Source organism: Pirellulales bacterium (assembly GCA_035533075.1).
Classification (GTDB): Bacteria; Planctomycetota; Planctomycetia; order Pirellulales; family JAICIG01; genus DASSFG01.
On sequence record DATLUO010000273.1, the window covers coordinates 1 to 8,258 of the forward strand.

Annotated in this window: 8 protein-coding genes; all 8 read right to left on the reverse strand. The window is 61.3% G+C overall.

The genetic code is table 11. From position 1 onward, the window contains the following. Positions 1-67: 67 nt before the first annotated feature. A complete protein-coding gene (nuoL, locus tag VNH11_34085; protein ID HVA51422.1) occupies positions 68-2,488 on the reverse strand; it encodes an NADH-quinone oxidoreductase subunit L in 2,421 nt (806 codons plus the stop codon). A 15-nt stretch (positions 2,489-2,503) separates the two neighbouring features. Beyond that, positions 2,504-2,848, reverse strand: a complete 345-nt coding sequence (gene nuoK, locus VNH11_34090; GenBank protein ID HVA51423.1) for an NADH-quinone oxidoreductase subunit NuoK — start codon at positions 2,846-2,848, stop codon at positions 2,504-2,506. Beyond that, positions 2,845-3,444: an NADH-quinone oxidoreductase subunit J gene (locus VNH11_34095; GenBank protein ID HVA51424.1), complete on the reverse strand. Its 600-nt coding sequence runs from the start codon at positions 3,442-3,444 to the stop codon at positions 2,845-2,847. The genes nuoK and VNH11_34095 overlap by 4 nt, the downstream gene beginning before the upstream one ends. Positions 3,445-3,447: 3 nt before the next feature. Then, complete coding sequence (gene nuoH, locus VNH11_34100; GenBank protein HVA51425.1) at positions 3,448-4,875, reverse strand: NADH-quinone oxidoreductase subunit NuoH; 1,428 nt, start codon at positions 4,873-4,875, stop codon at positions 3,448-3,450. A 142-nt stretch (positions 4,876-5,017) separates the two neighbouring features. Continuing rightward, entirely contained in the window at positions 5,018-5,407 is a 390-nt protein-coding gene (locus VNH11_34105; protein ID HVA51426.1) for a GxxExxY protein, read from the reverse strand. Positions 5,408-5,503: 96 nt separating this feature from the next. Then, the gene (locus VNH11_34110; protein HVA51427.1) at positions 5,504-6,709 is read right to left on the reverse strand and encodes an NADH-quinone oxidoreductase subunit D; all 1,206 of its coding nucleotides are present in this window, start codon (positions 6,707-6,709) and stop codon (positions 5,504-5,506) included. A gap of 6 nt (positions 6,710-6,715) precedes the next feature. Beyond that, positions 6,716-7,246 carry an NADH-quinone oxidoreductase subunit C gene (locus VNH11_34115; GenBank protein ID HVA51428.1) on the reverse strand — a complete coding sequence of 177 codons (531 nt, stop codon included), beginning with the start codon at positions 7,244-7,246 and terminating at the stop codon, positions 6,716-6,718. A 183-nt stretch (positions 7,247-7,429) separates the two neighbouring features. Beyond that, complete coding sequence (locus tag VNH11_34120) at positions 7,430-8,029, reverse strand: NADH-quinone oxidoreductase subunit A (protein HVA51429.1); 600 nt, start codon at positions 8,027-8,029, stop codon at positions 7,430-7,432. Positions 8,030-8,258 lie beyond the last annotated feature (229 nt).

The window sequence follows — 8,258 nt, forward strand, 5'->3', positions numbered from 1 at the left end:
CGGTGGGCCGGCGCTCGCAAGCTCGCTGGTCCCACCCTACATGTTGAGTACGTTGAGGCATCGGCGTTCACCCGGCGGACGCAAAATTGATGATGATCGTAAGCGCCACCGTGCCGATGACGATGAGCATCACATATTGACGCAGTTTGCCCGTCTGCAAGCCCCGTAGCGAGTTGCCCAACGACCAGGTCGAGGCGGCAAACAGGTTGACGAACCCGTCGACGAAATAGCGGTCGATCAAATCGTCGATGTCGGCCACGCCGCGCGTCCAGCGGGCAAGACTGTGAATCAAGCCGTCGATCATCTGCTTGTCGAACCAGGCTACGATGCCGGAGACGAAGTGCAGCGGCCTGACGAACAGGAAATCATAAAGTTCGTCGAAGTACCACTTGTTGAGCAAGAACGTATAGACCGGCGCAAACTGCTGCCGCACTTCGGCGGGGTTGAGCCAACGCAGCCCATAGAACACCGTCGCCAACAGAAACCCGCCCAAGGCAGTCGAGAAGGCCGTCAGCCCGGCGACGAGGTGTACGTCGGACTCGTGGCTGGCGTGTTCGTTGGGATAGACCAGCGTGGGCAGCAGCACGCCGGCGCCGGCTTCGCCGGGCCAGCGGGCCTGCTCGAAAAGGTCGGTCACGCTCCACACGCCGGTCAACGTCCAGCCGATGACGATGGCAAAGAACGCAAGGATGGTCAGCGGTACGTACATGATCCGCGGCGACTCGTGGGCGTGCTCATGGACATGGTGATCTCGTGGCGGCCCGACGAAGGTCATGAACCAAAGCCGGAACATGTAAAACGCGGTAATCGAAGCGCCGCCGGCCGCCGCAAAAAACAGGATCATGCCGTGCGTCGGGTTCTGTTTCCAGAACGAAAACGCCTGGGCAATGATCGAATCCTTGGAATAGAAGCCGCTCAAGCCGAAGCCGAACGGCCAGAAGGCGAAGATTGGCGGCAGTCCGGCACCGATGATCGCCAGGCAGCCGACAAACATCGTCCACCCCGTCCACGGCATTTTTTTCAACAGCCCGCCCATCTTCGGCATCTCGTTGGTGTGGCAGGCGTGAATCACCGAGCCGGAGCAGAGGAATAACAGGCTCTTGAAGAAGGCGTGCGTGATCAGATGGAACAAGCCGGCCACCCATCCACCCACCCCCAGTGAGAGCATCATGTAACCAAGCTGGCTGACCGTGGAATAGGCCAGCACCCGTTTGATGTCGGTGGCGGTGATGGCGATCGTCGCCGCCAGAAAGAGCGTGATGGCGCCGGTGTACGCGATCACCAGCCGAACCTCGGGCGTGAAGAACGGATAGAACCGCCCAGCCAGGTAGACGCCCGCAGCCACCATCGTGGCCGAATGCACCAGTGCGGAAACCGGCGTGGGGCCTTCCATCGCGTCGGGCAACCACACGTGCAGCGGAAACTGAGCGCTCTTGCCCACACAACCGCAGAAGATACCGACGCCCGCAATCACCAACAGCCAGTAACCGTAATGCTGGGCCCGATAGGCCTCAACGCGCGATTCGATTTCCGACTCCGCCGCCAGCGGGTCGGAGTTGTTGCGATGGTCGATGGCGACTTCCTGCACCATCTCGTAGGCCGCCGCGCGGACCATGCCATCGGGCACCGTCAGCTCATAGTTATTGTCGGCGTCGCGCACCTGGCTGAAGATGCCGCGAGTCACCGTTCCGTCGGCCTCCTTCACGTCGCCGAAGGCAAAAGTGCCCAGCCCGGCCCAGAGCGCCATCATGCCGATGATCATGCCGAAGTCGCCAATTCGGTTGACAATGAACGCCTTGTTGGCCGCGTTCGAGGCGCTCTTGCGCTCGATGTAGAAGCCGATCAGGAAGTAGGAGCAAATGCCGACCAACTCCCAGAAAACGAAGACCATCGCGATATTGCCGGCATACACCAGGCCCAGCATGCTGAAGCAAAACAGCGACATGTACTGGAAGAAGCGGTGGAACCGTCCGCGGCGGTGCAGGTGATGCCCGTTGGAGAGCACCACCTCATGGTCCGTTACGTCGTGGAGCTCGTCGTGCATGTAGCCGATCGAGTAAAAATGGATGCACGAGGCGATCAGCGTGACCATCGCAAACATGCCGATGGTCAAGGCGTCGATGTAGTAGCTGATGGTGACCTTCAGTTTGCCGAACTGACCCAGCGTGTAAAGGTCGCCGGTGTAGTACGTCGGCTCCTTCCATTCCCCCGCTCCGTGATGCGCGGCCGGCAGGTGTTCGCGGGCAACGTCGATCGCGTGCTCCTCGGCGGCGGCGTGCGCCGGTGAAAGCGGATGGTTGCCCAGCCACAGTCCCAGCGAGATCAACGAGCAGGCGAAGCCGACCACGATGGCGAAGGTGGCGAGATAGCCGGCGCCCACGCCGTGCTTTCCCATCCGCGGGCCGAACAGCACGATCAGCGTGAAGCTGGCCAGCGGCAAAAGCCAGGCGATTCCCAGCAGGGTCGGAAGCGAAGAAGCGAGGTCCATCGGGAAGTTTCGACGTCAACCTTTCAGTTCATCCGCCCGATCGACGTCGATCGTGGCGTGGTTGTTGTAAAAATTCAGCGTGATCGCCAAAGCCACGGCGGCCTCGGCGGCGGCCAACACGATGACAAACAAGGCGATGAACTGCCCGTCGAGCCCCAGGCCGCTCGTGCCGCTGGCGCTGAGCAACGGGCTGGAGAGTGCGACGAAATTGACGTTGGCCCCGTTCAGCACGAGCTCGACTCCCATCAATACGCCCAGCGCGTTCCGCTTGGCCGCCATGCACACCACGCCGGAGACGAACATCAGCGCGCCGACCGCCATGAAGTGTGAAACGCCAACCGGGTCTGTCAACGGGTTCATAGCGATTCCAGCCTCACGTCACGACGCCGTTTGGTGCGGGCAAGATAGGCCGCCCCCACCAACACCACCAGCAGGTGTACCGAAACGATTTCGAACGGCAGCAGATAGCTCGACATTCCCGCTTTCAACCGTTCGGGACGCTCTTCGAGCTTGTCGACGCGCACGCCCAAGAGGCCCAGGCCGAGCGGCGTCGATGTGGACTGCACCTGCGTCGGTGCGTTGTTGGCAACCGGGCGGCGCCATTCGGGCACGGTGAAGGCGGCGGGAACGAGCAGCGCCAGCAGCGAACCGGAAAGGACCGCGGCCAGGATCCAGTCGCCGCCGCGGGTCTTCATCGACACGAACGGGCCCTGGGCCGTGAGCATCACGCCGAACACCAACAGCACGAGCGTGCCGCCGACATAGATCAAAAGTTGCATGGCGCCGACGAAATCGGCACCGGCCAGAAAGAACAGTCCGGCCGTCGCGCCCAGCGAGATGACCAAATAGAAGGCCATCCGCACGATGTTGCTCGACAGCACCACCGCGACGGCGAAGGCGCAGGAGACCAGCGCGAACAGAAAGAAAAAGAACGAGTGCCAGTTGATCGGTTCCACGAGTCAGTTCCTTTCCGCCGCGCGGGCAACGAGGCCGGCTGGCCGTGAAGCGCTCTCGGTGGCTGGGGCAGAGCCGGGCCGTGAATGATCCGTCAAATCCGAGCGGCGCTGACGGCCCGGCGATGCCCCGGTGGCGGCGTACCGGGTGGCGGCGTACCGGGTGGCGGCGTACCGGGGCATCGCTTGGCCGCCATGCTTGTTTTCAGCTCCGACCGCCGACTGGCCAAGCTCTGCCCCAGCCACCGCTCGTGGCGGAACGCCATGCGGCGCATTGCGTTCAGATGCAGCCACGCTACCGGACGGCCTAGGAAGGCCATCCTCCAGCACACGCTCGGCATACGGCCGTCCGATCATCTTGTCGGGCAGCATATAGGTCCACCCAATGGCGCCCAAAAACATCACCGCCGCGATCGGCACGCAGTATTTCAGGCAGACCTTCATCACCTGGTCGATGCGCAATCGCGGCAGCGTCCAACGTGCCCACATCATGAACGTCACCCAGGCCACGCACTTGAAGATGAAGTTGAGCATGCCCAGGAAATTGCCCAGATAACCGGCGACCGGGCCGTTTTCATAGGTCAATCCGAGCCAATGGCTGATGGGCAGCGGGCCGTTCCAGCCGCCGAAGAACAGGATGGCCGCCAGGCCGCTGACGGCGAACATCGAGCCATACTCGGCCATGAAGAAAAAGCTCCACCGCAAGCCGGAGTATTCCGTATGGAAACCGGCCACCAGCTCGCTTTCGGCCTCGGCCAAGTCGAACGGCGCTCGGTTCACGCTGGCCATGGCGCAGGTGAAATAGACCCAAAAGGTGATGAACGTGAAGGGATCGTGGAAGATGAGCCAGTTAGTGAACCAACCCCCCTGCATGCGGCCGATCTCGACCAGGTCCATCGTGCCGGCAATCAACACCGGCACCACCACGCACATGCCCATCGGCACTTCGTAGCTCACCACCTGGGCCGCCTCGCGCATGCCGCCGAACAGCGACCACTTGGAGGCCGAGGCATAACCGGCCAGGATCACGCCAAACACTTCCAGCCCCATCACCGCCAAAATGAAAAACACGCCGGTGTTCAGCTCCACGGCCACCCAGCCGTCGCTGAACGGCAGCGCGAAATAGGCACAGAACGAGGCACAAAAGCTGACGTAGGGCGCGAGCCGAAAGAGCAAAGCGTCGGCCCCTTCGGGCATCAGATCTTCTTTGGTGAGGAGCTTCAGCCCGTCGGCCAGCGTCTGCAGCCAGCCGAACTTGCCGCCCACGCGCGTGGGGCCGAGGCGGTCTTGAATGCGGCCGGCGACCTTGCGCTCCAGCCAGATGAATCCCAGCGCACCGACCGCCACCACATTGATCAGCAGGGCGCAATGCACCAGCGCGGCCAGCAGATAGGCCAGCCATTGAGGCACATAGTTTCCGAAGAATTCAGCCACGCTTCAGCCTGCCTGGGTCAATCGGTTTCAGAGTTTGTGAAATATGGCACAAAGTCGCGCCCAGTTAAAGCCCCTCCCCGCACCTTTTTTTGAACCACAAAGATCACAAAGAGCACAAAGGAGAGACGTAGAGCATCGGAGATCAGCGCACAACGCGGTTGATACCATCCTTCAAAAGGCGAACGTGGAAATTGATGATCAGGCCGAGACGAAGCTTCGTGGCCTTAAGGTACGAGATCACTTTGGCCTCGTAAAGCGGATGGATCTCGGTAACTGCTTTTAGCTCCGCAATGACCCGCTCGCCCACCAGAAGGTCGCAACGCTGACCGGGAATCAAAGTGCCCTTGTACGGAACCAGAATCTTCTTTTCGCAGACAAAGGGAATCCCGCGGAGCCTCAATTCATGGCACATCGCCCGCTTATAGATAAACTCGATAAAGCCCGGCCCAAGTGCCCGATGCACTTCAATTGCCGCACCAATAATCTCCTTGGCAAGCGCTTCGTCGGCAGCAGGAATTGGCTCGTATTCCACGTCGCTCTTCCCCTTTTATAGCAGCGGCGACTCCTTTCCCCTGATCTTTTCGTCCTTTGTGCTCTTTGTGCCCTTTGTGGTTCAAACTCCGTGGTCTTAGCGATCGATCTCGCCCATCACGATGTCCAGCGAGCCGACGACGGCCGGCACGTCGGCCAGCAGGCAGCCGCGGCAAAGCTCGTGCGTCACGGAGAGGTTCGAGAAACAACTGCTCCGCGCACGGGCACGCCACGGAATCGACGTGCCGTCGCTGACAATGTAAAAACCCATTTGCCCGCGAGGACACTCGGTTTCCAGGTAGGCTTCGCCCTTGGGCAGCTTTTCCATCAGCTTCGCCGGTTCGCCGATCGTGCCCTTGCTGGTGCTGTAGCGGTCGATGGCCTGGCGCACCAGGTCGATCGACTGCATGACCTCCAGCATTCGCACGTAAAATCGGTGCCAACAATCGCCCAACACGACCGCCTCGGGCACGGGCGGATATTCGCGGTCGCGAGGATAGTGCCCGTCCTTCTGCACGATGACCTCGAAGGCGTAGCCGTCGTACATTTCGGTGTAGCGTTCTTCGCCGTCGCGACGCAGATCCTGATCGACGCCGCTGCCCCGTAACACCGGGCCGGTGCATCCGTAGTCGATGGCCATCTCCGCCGACATGACGCCGATCGCCGCCGTGCGCCGGATAAAAATGGCATTGCTCGTCAACAGCGTGTGGCACTCGTCGATCACGGGCAGAAGCTGATCGAGAAACTGCTCGCATTGCTTCAGCCAGCCGGGCGGCAGATCGTGCGTGGCGCCACCCACGGTCAGATAGCTGTAAGTCAGCCGCGCCCCGCAGGCCATCTCGAACAGGTCGAGAATCTTTTCACGTTCGCGGAAGGCGTACAAGAAGGGGCTGAAGGTGCCCAGGTCGAGGCCGTAGGCGCCCATGCCCACCAGGTGGCTGGCGATGCGGCCCATCTCGGCAATGATCACCCGCAGGTGCCTGGCCTTTTCGGTCAGCTCCAGCTTCATCAGCTTCTCGACCGCCAGCGCCCAGCCGAGATTCATGTTCATCGCGGCCAGGTAGTCCATGCGGTCGGTGTAGGGAATCCACTGCCGCGGCGTGAGGTTCTCGCCGATCTTTTCCGCACAGCGGTGCAGATAGCCGATGTGCGGCGTCACTTCGGAGACGATCTCGCCGTCGGTCCGCAGCACAAGCCGGAGCACGCCGTGCGTGCTGGGATGCTGCGGCCCCATGTTGACCAGCATTTCGTCGGTGCGAACGTCGAATTCAACGATGCGAGGATCGTCGAGGTGTGTCGCCATACGTGCTTACCTTGCTCGGATTCCGTGGTATTCCAGCGGCATTTCGTAGTCTTTGCGGAGCGGATGGCCAACCCAGTCTTCCGGGCAGAGAATCCGCCGCAGGTTCGGGTGCCCGGTGAAATAGACGCCCGACAGATCGTACACTTCACGCTCGTGCCAGTCGGCGGTGCTCCAGATGCCGCTGACGCTGTGTACTTCGGGCAATTCGCCCGGCATGTCGTCCTTCCAGCGGGGAAGGATGACCTTGAGCACCAGGCTGACCTTGTTCGGCACGCTCCAGAGGTGATAAACCACCTCAGTATGCGGCTGCCAGCCGGTCTTGGCGGCCTTCTTGGGATCGGCCTCGAAGTAATCGACGCCGCTGATGCAGTTCAAAAAGTTGAACCGCAGATCGCGCTCGTCGCGCAGGTAGCGGCAGAGGTCGAGAAGCCCGTCGGGCGAGACCTCGATCCAGGGATCGAGGGCTTCGAGGTTCGCTCCGGTGATCTTGTCGCCGAATCTCTTTTTCAGCCGGTCGAGAAAGTCCTGGCCTGGCATGGTCTATTTTGGATTTTGGATTTTGGATTGATAAGGCGTAGGGTGGGACCAGCGAGCTTGCGAGCGCCGGCCCACCGCTTAAGTCGTCGATCTGCGGTTCGAATTCTGTTGTTTGTCTGCATCTCCAACGGTGGGCCGGCGCTCGCAAGCTCACTGGTCCCACCTTACGCGTGCGGCATTGACTCAACCCACCAGGGCCGGCTCTTCCTCGATAACGTCCCGCGACGGGGGGCGCACTGCCGCTCGCTGCCGGCTGACCGCGCGCACCCAGTCGAGATCGCCGCGCCGCCACACATAGGCGAAGCCGACCATCAACACGCCGAAAAAGACCAGGATATCGAGGATTGAGACCCACGCCAGCGCGCGGGCCGAGTCGGCGATTTGCGCGCTTGTGGCACCCACGGTTTCGGGTGTTGCGTGGGGTACGCCCAATTCGGCATAGACGTTCGCCGCGGCGGGAGTGAGCTGGCCCGTTTGCCGGTCGATGGTCTCCAGGCGAGAGTCCATCAGGTGCGTGGCTTTGCCAAACACGGTGGCCCAGGGAAAGAAGAAGGCGATTTCGACATCGAAGATGATGAACAGCAGGGCGATCACATAAAATCGCAAGTCGAACTGCACGAAGCTCGAACCGATGGTCGGCTCGCCGCACTCGTAGACCGCGAGCTTTTCCGCGTTCGGCTCGGCAGGCCGCAAGAACTTGCCGACCAGCAAGTTGGCAAACAAGAACGCGGCGCCCAGTCCGGTGAACAGCGCCAAATAGGCAACGACGACAGTGGCAGACATGGTAGCTAACCGGCGGCAACAGGCATGAAAGGCGTCATTCTAGGCGAACCGACGCTGATTGCAACCCATCGCGTCGAATGGCGTGAAGGATGCGGGCAAAAGGGTTCAGGGTTCAGGGTTCAGGGTTCAGGGTTCAGGGTTCAGGGTTCAGGGTTCAGGGTTCAGGGTTCAGGGTTCGGGACGGCCGTAAGGTGGGGCCAGCGAGCTTGCGAGCGCTGGCCCACCGTTG

Excerpts from the sequence above, each read along its gene's own strand:
- nuoL (HVA51422.1), bottom strand. The coding sequence starts at position 2,488 with ATGGACCTCGCTTCTTCGCTTCCGACCCTGCTGGGAATCGCCTGGCTT.
- nuoK (HVA51423.1), bottom strand. The coding sequence starts at position 2,848 with ATGAACCCGTTGACAGACCCGGTTGGCGTTTCACACTTCATGGCGGTC.
- VNH11_34110 (HVA51427.1), bottom strand. The coding sequence starts at position 6,709 with ATGGCGACACACCTCGACGATCCTCGCATCGTTGAATTCGACGTTCGC.
- VNH11_34115 (HVA51428.1), bottom strand. The coding sequence starts at position 7,246 with ATGCCAGGCCAGGACTTTCTCGACCGGCTGAAAAAGAGATTCGGCGAC.
- VNH11_34120 (HVA51429.1), bottom strand. The coding sequence starts at position 8,029 with ATGTCTGCCACTGTCGTCGTTGCCTATTTGGCGCTGTTCACCGGACTG.